The following is a 17,906-nucleotide window of genomic DNA, read 5'->3' on the forward strand; positions in this document are numbered from 1 at the left end:
CCATGTGGCAAAGATCTCCTGCCCGGCTGGCGACTTCAGGAACGCCACAAAGGCGGTGGCCTGCGGATCGGTCTCTCCCTTGCGCGTCAGCACCACGCCAGCATCGCGATAGATGCGAAACGGCTCATCCAGTTCGACGACCTGCGCCAGATCGGGGTTGGCCACCTGCCAGATGTTCCAGATCAGCCACGCGTCGATGTCTTTCTGCTGTGCCTACTGCTCCTTGGCTGCGCCACTGCTGGCGGCCTCGGGAAAGACCATGTTCTTGCGAAACGCCCGCACCATCGCGATGTCTCCGGTGCGCCCCGCCACGTCCTCCCACAATCCGGTTTGCCCAGCACCGGCGACAGTCAGCAGCTTGACGTATGGGGTCAGCAGGTCGCGAAAGCTACGGATGTTCTTCGGGTTGCCGGGCCGCACCAGTATTGCCGCGGGTCGCAAGTAAAGCGGATACGCGTCCTTCAATTCGAAGGCGCCCGGCAAGGCCTTGGCGAAATCGGTAAACATGTTTTCGGCGCCGCTGAAAATGACGTCGGCATCCTCTCTTGCCTTGTCGATCCACTGCGGGGTGGGTCCTGCAGCCACGTTCACGGTGATGTTGTTTGTGGCGCCAAACGCCTTGGCAGCCTCCTGCATTGCTGGGGCCGGGCCGCCGGGGCCGTACACATTGACGACGCTTTGAGCCTGGACCTGGCCCACCACACCGGCGGCCAACACCAATGCCGCAGTTAATGCTGAAAGCTCCCTGGAGAAGTGGGTCATGTGTGAGTCCTTGAAAGAATGATGTGAGTCGGTGGTGACTCTTTCAGCCTGCCCGACAGACCTACTCGATGTGTAGGTGATACCGACGTGCGGATCATTTCGAGACTGCATTCCTAGCATCACAGTGCACCACGCGGTGGACGAATCTTCTGTGCGTTGGCGAACGGTGCAATCGATGCAGCTTTCCGCGCTCATCGTGGCCCGAAAATGGCAGCTAGATCGGACTCCGGCGCGCCCTGGCGCATCTGCACGCCGCCCTTGGTGTCCTTCCAGACCAAAGCCGGGGTCGCTTGCAGGCCGTAAGAGGCCATCAGCGCAGCATTCGCATCGAGCTGAGCTGCGATCCCGGCAGGAACCACCGACAGCGGTTTCAGACTGTCATCACCCAGGGGCTTGGGCCGCCCGCTGGCCAGCGTCTTTGCATTCGACGCGACGTGCCTGCGTTCATATGCGTCCAAAGCGGCTGCCGGGTTCTTGTCGCCCAGCAATGCTGCTGCCTTGCCGGCACTGGTCGGCGTCAGAATACCCACCATAACGTGGCGAAGCTGTACTTTGCCCGTGTCGACCCAAGGCCGTGCATCGGCCCACAGCTTGTTGCAGTAGGGACAGTTGGGGTCGGTGAAGACGTAGACCGTTCGTGGCGCGTCCTCGCGACCGTCGGCAATCCAGTGGCTCTTCTCGAGTTTGCCCCAGACCGCCTCGGTCATTGGCTGGGCGAGTACTTTTTCCAGCCCGGTCACGGTGAGGTTCTTGCCGGTGGCGTCAAACAGCGTCCCGACGATCACATGCTTGCCGTCGGGCATCAAGTACAACGCCATCGGCTCGGTTCCCGCGTGGGCAGCGTAGGCCGTCATTCCGCTCGGGCTGGGAAATTTACCCACGAGGCTCAGACCTTTCTTCTCCAACGCCTGCAGCGGTGCGGGGAGCGGCGGGGCAGCGAAGGCCAGCGATACGGCTGATGCGAGGGCGATCAGCACGACCACGGTGGACATGGTTGCGGAAGGAAGAAGTGATGCGCAGGCGGGGGTGTCTTGATGATTCATGGCGAAGTGAGTTGTTGTGACGGGGGTGAGTCGGCGCGAAGGCTTGTGAGGCGCTGTGTGAGCGTGGCTTGCGACAGCTCGCCAATGCGGGTGTCGGCAAGCTTTCCTTGCGCATCGAAGAACAACGTGGTCGGCAAGGCGCGATGGCCGAGCGCCGCGCCAGTCAGACGCTTCGGATCGAGCAACACGTTGCGCAGCGTCAAGCTGTGCCGGTTGAGGAAGCTGGTAATCGCTTTTGAGTCTTCGCCTTGATTGACGAAGACGATGTTCACGTCCGGGTAGGCGGTCTGTGCCTGTTGCATCACGGGCATCTCGCGCACGCACGGCGGACACCAGGTGGCCCAAAGGTTGACCACGGTGGGCTTGCCTGCAAAGCCCGCAAGCGACACCGGCTGGCCATTGAGCGAGGTCAGCGCCAGCGGCGGCAAGGGCACTGGTGTGGTCGACATCAACACGGAAGCGAAGCCACCCAGCATGAGCACCATGCCTGTGGTGATCGCAGCAGCGAACACGGGTTTGCGCATGCCTGCATCGCGTTGCGCGCGTTGCAGGCCGAACAGCAAGGCCGCCACAACACCCGCAGTGGGCTCCCAACCGCCGTCGCGGATGTCCAGGATGCTCAGCGGAGCATCGAAATACTGCTCGTGCCATTGCCAGACGAAGGCGAGTCGTGCCGCGAACAGACCGACAAACAGCATGCGCATCAACGTGGGCTCGGCCTCAATGCCTGCCGCCTTTGCCATCCATCTGGCGACCCACCTTCCAAGCGCGATGGCAAACAGTGCCAGCAGTACCGAATACGGCAGCGACAGAGGACCGATCTGCAAGGACTGGTTCATGCGGGAGCTCCCATGTCGGGTGTGGGTGGCCCAGGCTGTCGCTGCAAGAACTGCTCGACCGTGAATTCACCGACCAGGCGGGCATCGCGCCGCTCGCGTCCAGCTGCATCGAACATCATCACGGTCGGCGGGCCAATCACCTGGTGGGCACGCATCAGCTCACGGTGACGGGCATCGTTCGCGGTCACGTCGGCACGCAGGAGCAGCACGCCGGCCAGCGAGCGTTGCACGCGGGGATCTCCGAAAACCTCTTTCTCAATCGCCTTGCAGGAGATGCACCAGTCGGCATAGAAGTCAACGAGGGTGGGTTGCCCCGCCGCCCGCGCGGCGGCCAGTCGGGCCTGAAGTTCGGCTTCGCTGGCGATCGGTTCGAACTTTAAGTTCGTCGTTTGCGCCAGGCCCGTTGCCGACGCCGCAGCGAACGTCAGTGGCCGCCAGGGATCCACCGCACCGCCCGCCGCGCCGAGCACCATTGCTGCCCCACAGACCGGCCAGCACCGCCAGCGTGCGGATCGCGAGCAGGTTTGGGGACCCGCTGGAAGCGACAGCTGCAGCGCTGCGGGACGACGTGTGAACGAGAGTCACCGCCACAGCCAGCAGCAGCGCGCCCCACATGAGCAATGCGGCTGGCTCGGGCACGACGCGTTCCAGCATCCAAACCGCCGTGCCGAGCAGCGCGAAGCCGAGCGCGCCCTTCACGCGATCCATCCACGGACCTGGTTTCGGCAGGAAACGCGAGCCCAGTGTGCCGACGATCACCAATGGCGTGCCCATGCCCAGACCCAGCGCCGCCAGCAGCAGCGCGCCTTGAACAACGTTGCCACTTTGGGCAATGTAGAGCAGCGCACCCGCCAGCGGCGCCGTCATGCACGGGCCGACGAGCAGAGCCGACAGCACGCCCATGGCCGCTGCGCCCGGCAACGATCCGCCGCGCAGGCCACGGCTTGCGCCGTCGAGCTTGTCGCGCAGTCGGGCGGGCAGTTGCAAAGTGAAGACGCCGAACATGCCGAGCGCGAGCACGACGTAAATACCGCCCAAGGCGAGCATCGTCCAGCGGTTCTGCAACATCGCCTGCAGGTTCGCGCCGGCCAGCGCTGCCGCCACGCCCAGCGCCGAATAGGTCAGCGCCATGGGCAGCACGAACGCCATGGACAGCGCGAACGCGCGCCGCGGCGGCGCCCGGCTACCCACCACGATGCCGGAGACGATGGGCAACATCGGCAACACGCAAGGCGTAAACGCGAGCGCGATGCCGAGCAGGAAGAAGAGCGGCAAGGTCCAACCTAGCGAGCGTTCTCCCAACCACTGGGTGATCTGGGTGTCGCTGCCGGAAACGCTGTTCCACAGGCCGGGGGCGCCCGGCTCTTGCGCTCGTACCGATAAGTCAGCGGGTGCTGCGGTGGCGGTGTCCGACGAGACGTCGGCCACCTGAATCGTCTGCGTCTGCGGCGGATAACACAGCCCAGCGTCAGCGCAACCCTGCCAAGTCACGTCGAGTGCGGCGGCACCGGCGGGCGACACCTTCATCGAGACCGCGCCGTGGTAGACCTCCATCACGCCGAAGTTGGGGTCGTCCTTGCGGATGCCGGGCGGGAGTTCGGTTTGCACGCGTGTCCCAGAAGAGGATGCGGTCACCGCCATACGATCACGGTACAGGTAGTAGCCCGGCGCGATGGTCCAGCTCAGGTGCAACTGGTCGGCGCTGGACTTCGTCACCTGCAGGCGAAAGGCCTGCTCGGGCTGCAGGAACTCTTCAGCCGCGTGAGCCGGCCAGGCCACGCCCCACAGCAGCACCAGGGCAGCGAGGGCAGCGAGGGCAGCGCGCAGGCTGCTTCGAAGGCGATCGGAAAGTACGGGCATGGGCTGGTATCAAAGCGTGACGGGGTGTCACGGAAACGCCATCCTTGAATGCCGCGATTAAGGTGGCGTTAACAACCTTCCCGGCGAATCCCCCCGTGCCTGGCAACCACCAGCCACCATAATTGCGCCATGAAACCCATCAGGCCGTGTATCGCCGTCGTCGCATCGTTGATGCTGATTGTCGACCGTGAGCCTCGTCAGTGGCCCCTGCGAAAACTACTGTGCACGTCCTGCTGATTGAAGACGACCGTCTCGTTGCCAGTGGCATCGTCGCCGGGCTGCGTCTGCTCGGCGTGACCGTGGACCACGTCGACACCGCCGCGAAGGCGCGTGCAGCGGTAGGCGCGTCGCACTTTGATGTCTGTGTGCTCGACCTCGGCCTGCCAGACGAAGACGGCATGGCGGTGCTCGCGCGCTGGCGCGCCCAGAGGCAGGCGATCCCCGTGCTTGTGTTGACGGCGCGTGACGCGCTCGAACACCGCGTCGCGGGCCTGCGGGCCGGCGCCGACGATTACCTTCTCAAGCCTTTTGAGCTCGACGAGCTGGTGGCCCGACTGCATGCACTGGTGCGCCGCGCCAGTGGCCGCAGCAGCGACCTTGTCGAACACGGCAGCCTGACCTTCAGTGCCTCCAGCGCCGAGGTTCGACTGCATGGCGTGCGCGTCGAGCTTTCGCGACGCGAGCTCGCGTTGTTGAGCGCGCTGCTGCAAAACCCCGGCCGCATTCTGAGCCTGGAGCAACTCCAGGCCAGTCTGTACGGCTTTGAGACCGACGTGGAAAGCAACGCCGTGAACGTACACATCCACCACCTGCGCCGCAAGCTCGGCCCTGCGATCGTCGAGACGGTGCGCGGCTTGGGCTACCGATTGGGTGAGGCCGGTTCTGCTGTCGAGGAAAAGCGATGACGCTGCGCCTGCGCCTGGTCACCATCATCGGGTTCTCGCTGACGCTGCTGTGGAGCGTCGTGGCGGTGTGGATGTTCATGGATGTGCGTGAGCAACTGCGAAGCGCTCTGGACGAGCGGCTGGCGGCCTCGGCGCGCATGGTGGCTGGGTTGGTCGCGCGCCTTCCGGCCGAACGCCTGCAGGTCAACGGACCGCCCGTGTTGCCGCTCGATGTGATCGCGCGCGACGGCCTGGCGTGCGAGGTCAGCCTGGTTCGCGGCGAGGTTGCGATCCAGCCGATAGCGCGGACCGCCACCAGCCCCGGGCTGGAGGGTGCGGCTTTGGGCTACAGCACCTCCGTCTACGGCGGCAAACCCTGGCGCACTTACGTGCTGCAAGTCGGCGAGGTGCGCATTGCCACCGCCGACCGCATGGATGCACGCGAAGGCCTGCTGCGCGAAATTGCGCTCTCCGCGGCGGCACCGTTTGCCATCGCGATGGCGGTCAGCCTGGTGCTGCTGTGGATTGGCGTCGGGCGGGGCTTGGCCCCGATCGAACGGGTGCGAACGGCGCTGCTGAACCGGCGCGCGGATGCCCAATCGCCCCTGCCCGCCATCGACGCGCCACCCGAACTGCAGCCGCTGATCGACACCATCGCCCACCTGCTGGTGCGCGTGCAGGACGTGATCGAGCGCGAGCGGCGCTTCACCGACGACGCCGCACACGAACTGCGAACGCCACTGACCGCCATCAAGACGCATCTGCAGGTGCTGCGCCTGGCGTGCGGAGAATCTGGATTGCATGGCGCCGCGGGCGAGGCGCTGGCCAATGCGCAGCAAGGTGTGGCGCGGCTGCATCGCACGCTCGAACAACTGTTGTCGCTCGCGCGGATCGAAGGAGCGGTGAAGCCTGAGCATGCGCTGCGGGTCGATCTGCTGCATGCAGCGCAGCAGGCGATCGAAGATGCCTCGGCCGTCGCCCCACAGGTCGGTGGGGCCAGCGTCCGGTGCGTTGAGTTGCAGGCCACGGCAAACGCAGCATCGCTGGCAATGCCCGAGGCGTTGCTGGTTTCGGCTTTGCGCAACCTGCTCGACAACGCGTTGCGACATTCGCTCAGACCGGGCTCGGTCGTGCTGCGGATCGAACGGCTGCCAGGCCATGTGGCGTTCCGCGTCCTCGACGAAGGCCCAGGCATGAGCGCTGCCGAAGTTGCACAAGCGGCGCAGCGGTTCTGGCGACGCGGCAGCGGCAATGTGGAGGGCGATACCGGCAGCGGCCTGGGCCTGTCCATCGTCGATGCCATCGCAAGGCGCTATGGCGGCGAGTTTCACCTGGAGCCGCGCCGGGTCGCAGGCATGGAAGCCCGGCTGTGCTTTCCAGCTGAAGAGTGAACAAGATGGCAGTCATGCTACATCGGCCTCACGCATGCATCGCCATGTCATGCGCAAGAGCCAGCCGACGGTCGGATGCGTCTACACCGACCTGCTGATCCATTTCGACCTTTGGAGGTCACAAAGTGCGCACCTTGAAATTGATCATCATCCCCGCGTCTTCATGTTCAAGGTTGTGGCAATGAAAGAGGTAAGTCTGGTCACCTGGGAAATCGTGCGAAAAGTCGATTGCGATGCGCACCGTCTCACCCGGCCACACGAGGACGGTGTCTTTCCAGCCCAGGTCACTGACAGTTCTGCCCTTGCCAAAACGCGCCATGTCCGACAACTGGGGCGGGCTGTTCAAGCGTTCGAGTACCTGGAACGAAAACCCGTGGAGATGCATCGGGTGCGGCATGCCCAATGCCGGGTTGCTGATCCGCCATATCTCCACCGCACCCTGCTTCACATCGAAGGCGATCTCGTCCATGCGGAAGGTGCGTCCGTTGATGAGGAAGCGCATGGCTTGCATCGACAGTTCGATCTGTCGCTCGGCAGCGCCTTCGCTGCGCAGCGGCTGGATCCTGGACAGCGTTGCTGGCAGTGGGGCTGTGATGCGCTCCCCGGACACCACCGAAAGCTTGAGCACGTTGAAAGTCTCACCCAGCGCCAACCGTGACGAACCCATGCCGGCCATCATCTGGCCCATGCCCGGGCCGCCCATGTTGCCCGCAGCCCCTTCATTCTCCATCGGGTCGAAAGACAAGCTCTTCAGAAACACAGTGTCCCCGGGTTGTGCCTGGGCGGCATCGAACAGCACATCAAGGCGCTCGCCAGGCGCCAGAAAGGCTTGGGTCACCACCTCTGGTTTTTCGATCAAGCCACCGTCAGTACCGATGACGGTAAAGGGCAGCAAGGTATCGCCTCGGGCGAAGGCCAGTCGGTAGATGCGGGCATTCGATCCGTTGAGCAGCCGCAGCCGGTAGGTGCGTGGGGTGACCTCGTGCACCGCATTCGGCGTCAGGTTCGCCAGCACGATGTCACCCAGCCAGCCCATCATCGATTCGTGCATGTCGGGCTGGTACACCAGGTGGCCTAGTGCGTCGAACCGTTTGTCTTGGATCACCAGCGGGAGGTCTGTCACACCCAGCTTCAGGTCGAGCGCCTTTGCCAACTTGCGTTGGTCTTCGTCATCCACCAGGAAAAAACTCGCCAGGCCGTTGTAAGCCTGCTTGGCGGTCAGCTCGTGCGCGTGGGTGTGATACCAGTAGGTGCCGCCACGGTTGCGCACTATGAAGTCGTATTCATAGCGCGCTCCCGGCGCGATGGTGTCGCCGGGATGGCCGTCCATCCTGGCCGGTGTGTGCAGTCCGTGCCAGTGGATGATGGTCGGCTCGGTCAAGCCATTGTCCAAGCGGGCGGTGAAACGCGCGCCGCTCTCGATGCGCAGGATAGGGTTCTGGAAAGTCACTCCACCGTGCTCGGTCTGGTACTGCAAGAAGGGCGAAGGGCCTTGTGATGGCGGACCGGGTAGCAGCGGGAAGCTGGCCGCCGTGGCGCGCAGCGTCAGCGGCCCGGACACGCTGAGCACACCGAACGGCCCGCTGGCGACCGGGATGAAGAGCTTTTGCCGGAAATTCTCGGCAGCCACCGGATCAAAGGGGTAGTGGCGAAACGGCCCGACGCCCAAGGCCTGCGAGCCATGCATGCCACGCGACCCGAAAGCGGTCCACACGGCGGCTCCCGCACCGGCCACAGCCACCAGACCACCCAACTGAATCAGTTGTCTTCTTTTCAACATAAGGGACTTTCTTCAGTTGTCGCGGTCAAGCAATGCTTTGTGTTCTTCGTACTGCTGGGGTGTGATCGCCCCGCTGGCCAGTCGCCTGCGCAGCAACTGGTGCGGCGTCTCCCGAGGCGTGTCGTCTGTCTCTTTGCCACCCGGGTCCGGGCGTTGCCAGACGTAAAACAGCGCGGCGCCAATCGCCAGCAGCAGGATCCACCATCCGCCATGCATACCCATCATGTAACCATAGCCATTGAACATGGAGCTCTCCTTCAAGGGTGAACAGGTGAAGCCGCAGGGGTCAGCGCAGAACGCACCCGCTCGAGCCGCTGGCGAACTTCGTGCGCGACGCGTGCCACTTCAGGATTGCAGGTCATCTGCATCACTGCGACCGGGTCCATGAAACCGACAACAAGTTGGCCATCGGGTTTTGCCCGCACGATGACGTTGCACGGCAGCAGCAGGCCGATGTCGGGTTCCGCCTCCAGCGCCCGGTGGGCCAGCGGTGGATTGCAGGCACCCAGGATTCGGTAGGGTGGCCCGTCAATACCCAGCTTGGCCTTCAAGGTGGCCTGGACGTCGATCTCGGTAAGGATGCCGAAGCCTTCCGCCTTGAGCGCTTCGGTCACCAGGGCAACCCCCTGCGCGAAGGCCTGCGGTGGCAGGACACAGTGAAATCCGTAGCCGGAAGAAGGCGGCGTGGCCGCATTGTCTTTGGGGTGGTTCATGACACTGTCCTCACGGTGTGGGTGAAAAGGAGGCGTAGGCGTGCTGGTTTCATGGGAACTCCTGGTTCATTGGAGGGTTGGAGAGGAGCGCGCCGAGTGCTCGGCGCGAGGCGCTGCCCACTGGTTGGCTTCAGGTGGATAAGTCCTGCGCACACGGGGACAAGACAGTCCCGATGAAGAGCGGACGGTGTCCCGAACAGCCCGATGGCTGGGGCCAGACAACAAGGTGGCTACAGCGAGAGTCGCGAGTAGCGAACCCTGAGGGGGAGACCGACGATGGGTACCGTCGCTCCGATCATTCGGCCAGGAGGCGAGGCGCTTTGCGGCGAACCCGTCCACAGGGTAGCAAACCAAGGCGCCCAACCTGGATCGACGTGGTCAACGATCGAGCAAGCCTTGGGCAGCGCTTGCGCTCCCTCATCGCAGACCTTCAGGCACGACTCCCTGCCGGCATTCGAGTGCTCGTCCTGGACTGCCGAGATGTGGCGCGCAGGCGAGTCAAGCAAGCAGGCGTTCGCGACGCCCGAAGCCAACGCGAACACCCACACCATCAACAACACCCATGTGGTGATGCGCTTCGTCCGGATGCCGGTGGAGATTTTCATGGTGAATGTCTTTTGCCTGGGGACTAGGCTAAGGACGTACCACGACAAATCGATTGATCTACGTCAAGTAAATCCCGAAATGTGAGCAACGGGATGTGACCTGCACCCAATCGTGATCCATAGGCCGCCCGTTCGAACTGGATATAGGTGCGCAGCATGCTTTGCATGATGCGCCACGTTGATATCGCCGTATGTGCGATTTCGAACGCAAGGCTTATGTTCTGCTGTCCTTGCCGGGCCAATGCGGGTGCTGGTCATCCAGCACAAAGGTGTGCGCATGGCGCACCCTATCCCCGCTGGCGACAGCACCCAGCATGTGTGCATGTCCTGCTGGCAAATCTGCGTGGTTATGCTCAATCACTTCGGGGTCTTGCACCGGCCAGACCCGAGATGCCACCCACGCAGCCAGTGCACCAGCTCCACCCAGGACTACAAAGCTCACAGGCATGCCGAAGCGCGCGCCCAGCCAGCCGGCCAGGGGATAGAACAACAACCAGCAGGCATGCGAGAGCGCGAACTGAGCGGCGAAAAGCGCTGGCCGGTCCTCGGGGTGGGCGGAGCGCCGCAACAGGCGCCCTGAGGGTGTCTGCGCGGTGGAGTAACCCAGACCGAGCACGAACCACAACGCCATCAACGAGCTGTGTCCGCTCACGAAGATTCCAGCAAACAGACCCACAACCATCACCCCGATGCCTCCGAGCATGGCCGTGCGATCGGTCAGTTGCTCCAACAAACGCGGCAAGGCCAGTGCGGCCACCATGGAGCCAGCGCCGAAACTGGCGAGCGCCAAGGCCACCGCGCTCTGGCTCAAGCCCAACCCCGCTTGCACGATCACCACGGTGTTGACAAACACCATGGAACCCGCCGCAGCCACACCCGCACTGACGGCCAGCAAGCCGCGCAAGCGGGGCGTGGCCAGGTAGATGCGCATGCCGCGGGTCGTTCGGTCGTAGATGCCGCGGCGCGGCGCTGCCGGATGCGCCGGCAAGACCACCGACACCACGAGCGCGGCCGAAACCAGGAAGCCCACCACCGTGCCCGCGAACAGATCGTGAAAACCGATGACGGTGAGCAAGGCGGCCGCCAGCATCGGGCTGACCAGGCTCTCCATGTCGTAGGCCAGGCGCGAGAGCGACAGGGCCTTGGTGTAGTCCTTCTCATCCGGCAGCACATCGGGGATGGTGGCCTGGAAGGTGGGGGTGAAAGCGGCCGACGCCGCCTGCAACACAAAGATCAACACGTACACCTCCCAGATCTGGGAGACGAACGGCAGCAGCAGCGCCACGGCAGCGCGCACGAGGTCCAGTGCGACCAGCATGGTGCGCCGGGGCAGGCGATCCGCAAACGCAGCGGCCACGGGCGCCACCCCCACATAGGCAATCATCTTGATGGCCAGCGCCGTGCCCAGCACCATGCCCGCGTTGTCGCCGGCAAGCTCAAAGGCCAGCAGGCCCATCGCCACCGTGGCCAGCCCGGTCCCGATCAAGGCGATCACCTGCGCGGCAAACAGATGGCGGTAGGTGCGGTGGGACAGAATTTTGAGCATGTGCCGGTCTTGTGTGGTGCGTCTTGGTCAAAGAATTCGATTCAACAACTGCATACGACTCAGAGGTAACGGGTGATTTCTCTGAACTCGTCCATCGAATGGCGCTGACCCGCGCCGAGAGGTCCGACGAGGTGTTCAAGGCAGTGATCCAGGTGGTCCTGGATCAGGGCCTTCTTGGCCTGCTGAATCGCCTTCTCCACTGCCTGCAGTTGCTGCGCAACGTCAAGACAGGTGCGCCCCTGTGTCAACATGTCTATCGTGCTGCTCAGGTGTCCATTGGCCCTTCGCAGGCGTTTGATGATCGCCGGATGGGAGGTATGTGTGTGCGGTTGTTTCATGATGATCGTATCCCCTCAGGGGGGTTACTATAATCCACCGGTCTTCAACACTAATCCCGCTCAACTCCATGATCCACTGCTCCCCGTATTCTTTGCTGCCCTCCCAGGCGGCACTGGGCATGCGGTGGATGGTGTTGATCGTGATCGTGGTCGGCACGATCATTTCTTCGATCGGGTTGACAAGCTCCCATGGACTGGCGGCCATTTCGGCGGGACACACTTCAACAACACTTGCTGCCGACGAGCCACATGGACATACGCACGGCGACCAAGGCGATGAGGTAGCAGTGGTTGAAGACCTTCTGGGTGGCGACCATGCGCATCACGCGGTAGATCACTCGCACGACAAGGCCCATGCTCTGCCTGCGGGCTGGCACGCTGCGTCAACGCAAGCGCCAGCTTGGTGTAGGCAGGTCCGACCATGGGTTGAAATGGTGCAGGCGTCCCGGCTAGAACGTCCTCCGATGGCCTGAGGCCACTCTTGCTCTTGCGCTGCCCTTCGCAGTGCTCCCATTCCTTTCAGACCATTGGAGTCTTCATGCACGGCCTTCTTCAAGACAGGCTGCCACGTTCGCCATGGGCGATTTGGCAATCCCGTCTCTTGCTTCCTTCAATCCTCTTCCTTTGTTTGCTCTTCGGAACCTCCGATGTCTGGGCCCATGCGGTGACCGCTGGTGACAAGGGCTACATACAGGAAATCTCTGGCGTCAATCTGCTGCCCTTCATGTATCTCGGGGCCAAGCACATGATGACCGGCTACGACCACCTGCTTTTCCTGTTCGGGGTGATCTTCTTCCTGTACCGGCTCTCGCACATCGGTCTCTACGTAAGCCTGTTCGCGCTGGGTCACTCCACCACGATGATCCTGGGCGTGTATTTCAACGTCGGGATCAACAGCTACCTGATCGACGCAATTATTGGTTTGTCGGTTGTCTACAAGGCGCTGGACAACCTTGGTGCCTTCCAACGCTGGCTCGGATTCCAGCCCAACACCAAGGTCGCAACGTTGGTGTTTGGTCTGTTCCACGGTTTCGGGCTGGCCACCAAGATCATCGAGTACGAGATCTCACCCGACGGCCTGGTGCCCAACCTGCTCGCCTTCAACGTGGGCGTAGAAATCGGTCAACTGCTGGCGCTCACCGTCATCCTGATCGGCATGAGCTACTGGCGCCGCACGCCCAGTTTTGTCCGCAACGCCTACACAGCCAACGTCGCCATGATGAGCGCGGGCTTCATTTTGGTGGGCATGCAGCTCACCGGTTACTTCGTATCGTGAACACCCAAGGAATACCGACCATGTACAACGCTGAAACGCCCTTGCGCGCCGAACTTCCATCTTCCTCAAAGCTGCTGCGCTCCACGCTTCTGGCCGCCATCTCCGCCATCGTGATTCTGGTGGCGATCGTGCTGCCTGCCGAGTACGGCGTGGACCCCACCGGTGTTGGCCGCGTGCTGCGCATGACCGAGATGGGCGAAATCAAGCAACAGCTGGCAGCAGAAGCCGCTGCGGATGCAAGTGCCACACCCGTTGGCAGTCCTGCCTCAACGGTTGCAGCCGTCCCAGCGAACGCCGGTACGGCAGTCTCCGGAACGCCCAAGGCACTCGATGTGATTCAGAAGACTGCGGTAGCGCCTGTAGCTAACTCAACATGGCGCGACGAATTGACGTTCACCCTGACCCCGGGCGAAGGCAAAGAAATCAAACTGCGCATGACTGAGGGTGAAAAGGCCGAGTTCCAGTGGATCGTCAATGGCGGCTCGGTCAACTACGACACGCACGGAGACGGTGGCGGGCGCTCCATCAGCTACGAAAAGGGCCGCAGCGTGCCAGCCGACGACGGAGCACTGGTGGCAGCGTTCACCGGCAACCATGGCTGGTACTGGCGCAACCGGGGTCCATCGGATGTGAAGGTCGTGCTCCGGACCCGCGGCCAATACACCGACATCAAGCAGGTTCAGTGACCTGAGGCGGGGAGCTGCGCCTCCAGGGCAGTTCCCTTGAAAGCGGGCCACTGGCAGAACCTCGCGAACCTTGGCGAAATGGCTTCCTCGTTCACGACGCCCTGCAAGTGGCTCATCAGAATGCAGGCACTCACCCGCTGCACCAAGCAAAGCAGGCGTAGTGAGGGTGATTGATGTCCCAAGGAAGGATTCATTCGTGTCTTTGTCCACCGACCAAAGTGTCTTCCTCAAGAGCTGGCTGAAACGTCCCATGAGGACCGGCGCGGTTGCGCCCTCCAGCAACGCGTTGGCGCGTCTCATCACGCGCGATATCTTGCCTGGCGCAGGACCCGTGATCGAACTGGGCCCAGGAACTGGGGCCTTCACACGGTGCATCCTTGCCAAGGGAGTGCCCCAGTGTGATCTCACGTTGGTGGAGAACAGCCCGGACTTCACGGCGCTGCTGCGACAGCGCTTTCCCGAGGCACGCCTGCTGGACATGGATGTGACACGCATGCGGAGGTGGCACGACCCGTGGCGGTCGATGCAGGCGCAGGCCGTGATTTCCGGCTTGCCACTGCTGACCATGGGTGTTCGCGCACAGTGGAACGTGGTCGGCGCCTGCATGCAAAGCTTGCAAGCTGGGGCAGCGCTGTACCAGTTCACCTACATGACCCGATGCCCGATTGCACCCGAGATACTGACCCGAATGAACCTGAAGGCAGAACGCATCGGAAGCTCGCTTCTCAACTTGCCACCCGCCTCGGTGTATCGAATCGCACTGAACACTTGAGTTCAGCACTGGCCTGGGAAAAACCGTCCTCGAAGTGCTACAGCGCTGCAGCCAGAAAGGTCACTGCTGAGAGACGAAGTGCAAACAGAACCGCGTCCTTCCTGCCACCGATGTGACAGCAACGCTGCCGCCATGAGCGAGCATGATGGCTTTGGTGATGGTCAGACCCAAGCCCGCGCCATCGGATGAGGGGTGCGCGCGTGCCTTGTCCGCGCGATAGAACCGGTCAAACAGGCGCGGCAGATCGACAGCTTCAACAGGGTCGCCGGTGTTCGTGACACACAGGTTGATACCATCTCCCTCAGACTCAACGGTCAGTTCAACCTCGGTGTGAGGGTGCGCGTGCCGCAGCGCATTGGACAGCAAGTTGCTGATGGCTCTTCGAATCATCAGTCGATCACCCACCACGCTACCCGCTCCCACCACCCGAAGGCGAAGTTCTTTGTCCTCGGCGACCGCATCGTAGAAATCCAGAAGGCTCTTCGCCTCGTCTTCGAGTGCGACGTCTTCGCGATTCGGCAGCTGGATACCGTGGTCCGTCTTGGCCAGAAACAGCATGTCGGACACCATGCGCGCCAAGCGCTGGAACTCCTCGGCATTGGAGGCGAGGATGTCGCGGTAGGTGTCTGGATCACGGTGCTGCGACAGCGACACTTGGGTCTGTGTCAGCAGGTTGCTGATGGGCGTGCGCAGTTCGTGGGCGATGTCGCTTGAGAATTCCATGAGCTTCGCAAAATCCTGCTGCAGACGCTCCAGCATGGTGTTGAGGCTGCGCGCCAGCTCCGCCATCTCCACGGGAACAGCGTCGATTGGCATGCGCTCGTCGAGCTTGTGGGCCGTGACATTGAGCGCGCGTTCTCTCATGGTCCGCAGCGGGGCCAGACCGCTGCGGGCTGCCCACCACCCCAGGAGGCCGCTGAGCAGGGTGGCCAGGACGACGTAGATCGCCAACTGCTGGCGCAGCATCTGCATGAAATGGGTGTGGTGTTGCGTGTCCAGCGCAAGCGTCAGGCGCATGCTCTGACCTGGACTGGTCAATCCGCCGGGCATCTGCGCTGAGGAGATCTCAGTGCTCATGCCTCGCAGTTGCCGCTCACCATCGGTCCAGTCCATGGGCTGATCTGCGGCGCTTCGCGCAGCGAGTTCTGCTGGAAACGTGATGCCGCCTTTTCCAAACAGCTGTTCGTCACCGCGCGTAATTGAGATGAAAAGGCCTTGATGGCTGTTGAGCGATTCATCCAACTTGGCCGCGAGTTCGGCTGGCTCTGGCGTTTCATCGACGATCTTCTCGATGAGCCGCACCTTGTCCAGAAGGTAGTCGCGGTCAAGGTCAATGAAGTGCAAATGGGTGGACCACGCCACCAAGACGCCAAGGCCAAGAAGCACCACAGCCGATACCAGGGTGTACAGAAAGGTGAGTCGTGCGGTGAGGGTCAAGCGCCGGATCATCAGGAGTGCTCCGGCACTTCCAGCACGTAACCCATGCCTCGAACCGTCTGCAACAGGCGGCACTCAAACCCGTCGTCCACCTTGACACGAAGCCTGCGCATGGCCACCTCGATGACGTTGGTGTCGCTGTCGAAGTTGACGTCCCACACCTGGGAGGCGATCAGCGAGCGTGGCAACACCTCACCCTTGCGGCGCATCAGCAATTCGAGCAATCCGAACTCCTTGGCGGTCAGGTCGATGCGCTTGCCCGCGCGGGTGACCCGACGGCGCAGCAGGTCCAGCTCCAGATCCGCGACCTGCAGGGTGGTTGGCTCCATACCCGAGCGCCCACGGCGCAAGATGGTGCGCACCCTGGCCAACAGCTCGGAGAACGAAAACGGCTTGACCAGATAGTCGTCCGCTCCGAGCTCCAGACCCTTGACGCGGTCGTCCACATGATCTTTGGCGGTCAGGAAGAGCACCGGCATCTCTCGACCCTGGGCACGCAGACCTCTGAGCACCTGCCAGCCGTCCATGCCGGGCAGCATGACGTCCAGAATGATGAGGTCGTGGTCGCCCTCCAGCGCCTGGTGCAATCCGTCCACACCGTTGTTGAGCAGCTCTACCGCGTAGCCCGCCTCGCGCAGTCCCATGCACAGGTACTCACCCGTTTTGCGTTCGTCTTCAACAATCAAGATTTTCACGTTCACTCCTGCGGCGATTTTCACTGCCAGCGGCCCATTGCAACCGAACCTGACAACTTTGTAATGAAACCGACAGGTTCGTGACGGGTGGCCTTTTGCACACTGCCCCCAGCTTGAAACAGTTGAACAGGAGCAAATCAGTGATTCATCGACGTTACCCTTCCTCAGCACTGCGGGCCATTGCAATAAGCGTTCTGGCGCTGCCTTTGGTGGTGTCGGCCCAGATTGCACCGGCGCCCGCCGAGAAAAACTGGCGCGAAGCCAACGACGCCGTGGGGCAGTTCAAACGCGGCCATGCCGACATTCTCAAGTGGGAGAAACAGAACACACCCGTCGTGCAGCCCGAGGCATCAGCTGCTGCCCGGCTGAGCCTCATGTCCCCCGAAGACGCCGTCCGGCAGGCTTGGTTGTTTCACCGTGGGCTGGTCAAGCCGATGAACAGAATTGGTGCGGCCAACGTGGATCTGATCGCCAAAGGCCAGTGGGCAGATGTCGATCCGGTCTGGCAGCGCAAGGTGGACGACTTCGGCGAACTGCTGGAGGTGGCCGCACAGGGGCGCAAGGCCTGGATTCAAGCGGTGGCGGCTCGTCAGGTGCTCAAGCAGCACCGCGACACGCTGGACGCTGCAGAGGCCGGGAACGAACTGGGTCGCCGCATGGTGAGCGTGGGCAACTGGAGCAAGCTTCAGCAGGCCCAGGTTCAACTGGCTCAGTCATCCGCCAAGATGAACGTGCGACGCGCACAGAACGCCGCCACGCAGGCCGAAGCCTCACTCATCAAAACGTTGGGCCTCACCGGCATGCACAGCGCTGTTGCGCTGCCTGACCGTTTGCCCGATGTGCCGGTCCAAGCCTTGTCGCAACAAGTGCTGGACGAGCGCGCTGCGGCCATTGCTGCACAACTGCCGCGCGCCGAGGGCATGCGCAATGGCGCCAACGCCCGCCTCGCTCGCCAGGCCTACCTCTCCAGCCACGCATTGGCAGTGAGTGCGCGTGAGGAGGTGTTGAAGGTTCGCGAGTTCATCACCGAAGAAACCGTTCTTCACTACAACGGCATGCTCAAGAGTGTGTGGGACTTGTTGGGTGAGGTTTCCAGCCAGTCACAAGCGGTGGCCAGCGCCATCGAAGCGCAGCGCGACTTCTGGATCGCAGAGACCGATCTGCAGTGGGTCCTCCAAGGAGGTGCGCCCGACAGCTTTGTCTCTCTGGGTGGTGGAGGCGGTGAGCCCGCAGCTGCCGCTGGCCACTGATCGCATCGAACGCATAGAAAGAAAACCAA

The 17,906-nt window shown here is 62.7% G+C and carries 19 protein-coding genes and 1 pseudogene; 6 read left to right on the forward strand and 14 right to left on the reverse strand.

Translation table 11 applies throughout. From position 1 onward, the window contains the following. Nucleotides 1-6: 6 nt before the first annotated feature. The 5 genes and pseudogenes from BSY239_RS22125 to dsbD all read right to left on the reverse strand — a co-directional run. Nucleotides 7-957, reverse strand: a pseudogene (locus tag BSY239_RS22125) (substrate-binding domain-containing protein); the annotation flags it as partial. After that, on the reverse strand, nt 954-1,805 hold the full coding sequence (gene dsbG, locus BSY239_RS14080) for a thiol:disulfide interchange protein DsbG (RefSeq protein WP_236944074.1): 852 nt from the start codon (nt 1,803-1,805) through the stop codon (nt 954-956). The pseudogene BSY239_RS22125 and the gene dsbG, both read right to left, overlap by 4 nt. Continuing rightward, entirely contained in the window at nt 1,802-2,644 is an 843-nt protein-coding gene (locus BSY239_RS14085) for a TlpA disulfide reductase family protein (RefSeq protein ID WP_069047344.1), read from the reverse strand. The genes dsbG and BSY239_RS14085 overlap by 4 nt, the downstream gene beginning before the upstream one ends. Next, a complete protein-coding gene (locus BSY239_RS22860) occupies nt 2,641-3,042 on the reverse strand; it encodes a thioredoxin family protein (RefSeq protein WP_236944199.1) in 402 nt (133 codons plus the stop codon). Before BSY239_RS22860 ends, BSY239_RS14085 begins: the two co-directional genes overlap by 4 nt. Then, nucleotides 2,939-4,504, reverse strand: a complete 1,566-nt coding sequence (gene dsbD / locus BSY239_RS14090; protein WP_216637478.1) for a protein-disulfide reductase DsbD — start codon at nt 4,502-4,504, stop codon at nt 2,939-2,941. The genes BSY239_RS22860 and dsbD overlap by 104 nt, the downstream gene beginning before the upstream one ends. 221 nt (nt 4,505-4,725) lie before the next feature. On the opposite strand from dsbD, the gene BSY239_RS14095 reads away from it, so the two are divergent. Together BSY239_RS14095 and BSY239_RS14100 are read left to right on the forward strand one after the other, a co-directional pair. Beyond that, nucleotides 4,726-5,409, forward strand: coding sequence for a response regulator (locus BSY239_RS14095; protein ID WP_069047345.1), 684 nt, complete (start codon nt 4,726-4,728; stop codon nt 5,407-5,409). After that, a complete protein-coding gene (locus BSY239_RS14100; protein ID WP_069047346.1) occupies nt 5,406-6,779 on the forward strand; it encodes a sensor histidine kinase in 1,374 nt (457 codons plus the stop codon). The genes BSY239_RS14095 and BSY239_RS14100 overlap by 4 nt, the downstream gene beginning before the upstream one ends. A gap of 118 nt (nt 6,780-6,897) precedes the next feature. Here the strand turns inward: BSY239_RS14100 and BSY239_RS14105 are convergent, their stop codons facing one another. The 7 genes from BSY239_RS14105 to BSY239_RS22980 form a co-directional block, all read right to left on the reverse strand. Further along, nucleotides 6,898-8,493, reverse strand: coding sequence for a multicopper oxidase family protein (locus BSY239_RS14105; RefSeq protein WP_236944075.1), 1,596 nt, complete (start codon nt 8,491-8,493; stop codon nt 6,898-6,900). A gap of 78 nt (nt 8,494-8,571) precedes the next feature. Beyond that, nucleotides 8,572-8,805 carry a hypothetical protein gene (locus tag BSY239_RS14110; protein WP_083239977.1) on the reverse strand — a complete coding sequence of 78 codons (234 nt, stop codon included), beginning with the start codon at nt 8,803-8,805 and terminating at the stop codon, nt 8,572-8,574. 11 nt (nt 8,806-8,816) lie between these two features. Continuing rightward, entirely contained in the window at nt 8,817-9,272 is a 456-nt protein-coding gene (locus tag BSY239_RS14115) for a DUF302 domain-containing protein (protein ID WP_083239978.1), read from the reverse strand. A gap of 230 nt (nt 9,273-9,502) precedes the next feature. Continuing rightward, a complete protein-coding gene (locus tag BSY239_RS14120) occupies nt 9,503-9,877 on the reverse strand; it encodes a hypothetical protein (RefSeq protein WP_156775484.1) in 375 nt (124 codons plus the stop codon). Nucleotides 9,878-10,091: 214 nt separating this feature from the next. Further along, nucleotides 10,092-11,423, reverse strand: a complete 1,332-nt coding sequence (locus BSY239_RS14125; RefSeq protein ID WP_069047349.1) for an MFS transporter — start codon at nt 11,421-11,423, stop codon at nt 10,092-10,094. Nucleotides 11,424-11,482: 59 nt separating this feature from the next. Continuing rightward, entirely contained in the window at nt 11,483-11,761 is a 279-nt protein-coding gene (locus tag BSY239_RS14130) for a metal-sensing transcriptional repressor (protein WP_069047350.1), read from the reverse strand. Between the two features lie 221 nt (nt 11,762-11,982). Beyond that, on the reverse strand, nt 11,983-12,117 hold the full coding sequence (locus BSY239_RS22980) for a hypothetical protein (RefSeq protein ID WP_257784864.1): 135 nt from the start codon (nt 12,115-12,117) through the stop codon (nt 11,983-11,985). 182 nt (nt 12,118-12,299) lie between these two features. Here BSY239_RS22980 and BSY239_RS14135 point away from each other — a divergent pair, with 182 nt between their 5' ends. From BSY239_RS14135 to BSY239_RS14145, 3 genes are all read left to right on the forward strand, one after another. Continuing rightward, a complete protein-coding gene (locus BSY239_RS14135; protein ID WP_069047351.1) occupies nt 12,300-13,037 on the forward strand; it encodes a HupE/UreJ family protein in 738 nt (245 codons plus the stop codon). Nucleotides 13,038-13,057: 20 nt separating this feature from the next. Beyond that, nucleotides 13,058-13,723, forward strand: coding sequence for a transmembrane anchor protein (locus BSY239_RS14140; protein WP_069047352.1), 666 nt, complete (start codon nt 13,058-13,060; stop codon nt 13,721-13,723). A gap of 196 nt (nt 13,724-13,919) precedes the next feature. Further along, a complete protein-coding gene (locus tag BSY239_RS14145; protein ID WP_069048996.1) occupies nt 13,920-14,495 on the forward strand; it encodes a class I SAM-dependent methyltransferase in 576 nt (191 codons plus the stop codon). 60 nt (nt 14,496-14,555) lie between these two features. Here BSY239_RS14145 and BSY239_RS14150 read toward each other — a convergent pair whose 3' ends face one another. Together BSY239_RS14150 and BSY239_RS14155 are read right to left on the reverse strand one after the other, a co-directional pair. Next, on the reverse strand, nt 14,556-15,944 hold the full coding sequence (locus BSY239_RS14150) for a heavy metal sensor histidine kinase (protein WP_069047353.1): 1,389 nt from the start codon (nt 15,942-15,944) through the stop codon (nt 14,556-14,558). After that, on the reverse strand, nt 15,944-16,627 hold the full coding sequence (locus tag BSY239_RS14155; RefSeq protein ID WP_056277296.1) for a heavy metal response regulator transcription factor: 684 nt from the start codon (nt 16,625-16,627) through the stop codon (nt 15,944-15,946). The genes BSY239_RS14150 and BSY239_RS14155 overlap by 1 nt, the downstream gene beginning before the upstream one ends. A 113-nt stretch (nt 16,628-16,740) precedes the next feature. On the opposite strand from BSY239_RS14155, the gene BSY239_RS14160 reads away from it, so the two are divergent. Next, nucleotides 16,741-17,877, forward strand: a complete 1,137-nt coding sequence (locus tag BSY239_RS14160; protein ID WP_156775485.1) for a hypothetical protein — start codon at nt 16,741-16,743, stop codon at nt 17,875-17,877. Nucleotides 17,878-17,906 lie beyond the last annotated feature (29 nt).

The organism is Hydrogenophaga sp. RAC07, from assembly GCF_001713375.1.
Classification (GTDB): domain Bacteria; phylum Pseudomonadota; class Gammaproteobacteria; order Burkholderiales; family Burkholderiaceae_C; genus Hydrogenophaga.

Excerpts from the sequence above, each read along its gene's own strand:
- BSY239_RS14115 (WP_083239978.1), bottom strand. The coding sequence starts at position 9,272 with ATGAACCACCCCAAAGACAATGCGGCCACGCCGCCTTCTTCCGGCTAC.
- BSY239_RS14125 (WP_069047349.1), bottom strand. The coding sequence starts at position 11,423 with ATGCTCAAAATTCTGTCCCACCGCACCTACCGCCATCTGTTTGCCGCG.
- BSY239_RS14140 (WP_069047352.1), top strand. The coding sequence starts at position 13,058 with ATGTACAACGCTGAAACGCCCTTGCGCGCCGAACTTCCATCTTCCTCA.
- BSY239_RS14100 (WP_069047346.1), top strand. The coding sequence starts at position 5,406 with ATGACGCTGCGCCTGCGCCTGGTCACCATCATCGGGTTCTCGCTGACG.
- BSY239_RS14085 (WP_069047344.1), bottom strand. The coding sequence starts at position 2,644 with ATGAACCAGTCCTTGCAGATCGGTCCTCTGTCGCTGCCGTATTCGGTA.
- BSY239_RS14135 (WP_069047351.1), top strand. The coding sequence starts at position 12,300 with ATGCACGGCCTTCTTCAAGACAGGCTGCCACGTTCGCCATGGGCGATT.
- BSY239_RS14120 (WP_156775484.1), bottom strand. The coding sequence starts at position 9,877 with ATGAAAATCTCCACCGGCATCCGGACGAAGCGCATCACCACATGGGTG.
- BSY239_RS14130 (WP_069047350.1), bottom strand. The coding sequence starts at position 11,761 with ATGAAACAACCGCACACACATACCTCCCATCCGGCGATCATCAAACGC.
- dsbD (WP_216637478.1), bottom strand. The coding sequence starts at position 4,504 with ATGCCCGTACTTTCCGATCGCCTTCGAAGCAGCCTGCGCGCTGCCCTC.
- dsbG (WP_236944074.1), bottom strand. The coding sequence starts at position 1,805 with ATGAATCATCAAGACACCCCCGCCTGCGCATCACTTCTTCCTTCCGCA.
- BSY239_RS22980 (WP_257784864.1), bottom strand. The coding sequence starts at position 12,117 with ATGGGCCTTGTCGTGCGAGTGATCTACCGCGTGATGCGCATGGTCGCC.
- BSY239_RS14110 (WP_083239977.1), bottom strand. The coding sequence starts at position 8,805 with ATGTTCAATGGCTATGGTTACATGATGGGTATGCATGGCGGATGGTGG.
- BSY239_RS14150 (WP_069047353.1), bottom strand. The coding sequence starts at position 15,944 with ATGATCCGGCGCTTGACCCTCACCGCACGACTCACCTTTCTGTACACC.